This is a genomic window from Kitasatospora nipponensis, assembly GCF_039528135.1.
Taxonomy (GTDB): Bacteria; Actinomycetota; Actinomycetes; order Streptomycetales; family Streptomycetaceae; genus Kitasatospora; species Kitasatospora nipponensis.
Genome location: NZ_BAAALF010000560.1, coordinates 1 through 917 on the forward strand (window position 1 = coordinate 1; position 917 = coordinate 917).

1 pseudogene is annotated in these 917 nt (G+C 70.8%); it reads right to left on the minus strand.

Annotated features, from left to right (window positions below):
- Positions 1 to 252 precede the first annotated feature (252 nt).
- Positions 253 to 917: pseudogene (locus ABD323_RS41885) on the minus strand (hypothetical protein); the annotation flags it as partial.

The window sequence follows — 917 nt, forward strand, 5'->3', positions numbered from 1 at the left end:
GGCGGGGGAAGGGGGGCCGGGCCCGCCGCCTGGGGGGTGGCGGGTAACAGGACGAGGCCGGCGGCGAGCATTGCGGCGGTCGCGATGAGGCGGCGGTGGGACACCGGCACTCCAGTCTTGTGAAGAATCCGTAAAGGTGGCCCGATGAGCTTACGGGACGCATACGACCCATCTGACCAATCCCCTACCCGCCGGTACGACGACGGGCCCACCCCCCTGTGGGAGTGGGCCCGTCCTGTCGTGCGGCGGAGGTCAGAGCTCGTCGTAGAAGCCGAACGCGTCGACCACCAGGTGCGTGGTGCCGGAGCTGCCGTTCCAGAAGTCGATCACGTTGTACCGACCAGCACTCGTCTGGACCAGGTTCGGCACGGTCTCACCGGCCTGCCAGTTCAGCGCCGAGACCGTCGGACGGACCGGCGGGGTGGCCGTGCCGTTCCGGTACTGCTCGGGCGAGTTCGGGTCCGGCGCGACGGTCAGGAAGCCGCCGGCCCGGGTGTCGGTCACCGTGGCGTTGAGCACGTAACCGGTGATCCCGACCTCGCCCTCGTCGAGGCTCAGGTGCTCGTAGCGACCACCGGCGATCGGCTGGTTCCCGAACTCGGCGGACCGGGTGTCCACCAGCCGCTTCGGGTCGACCGCGACGTAGGCGCTGCGGCCGGCGGCGCTGTAGTAGCCGACCACGTCCACGATCACGTCGGTGGGCGAACCGCTGCCGTTGAAGACCCGGATCTTCCCGTCCGGACCCACGGGCACGATCACCGAGTTGGCGATGGTCTGCCCCTTGCCGAAGTTCAGGTTCGACGCCAGCGGAGTGGGCGCACCGCTCGGGTGGGCCGTCAGGTAGCCGCCGGCCGTCGCCCCGGTGGTGGTGACGTTGAGCGCGACGGCCGTGGCGCTGGACGGCGGGGCGGCGGTCC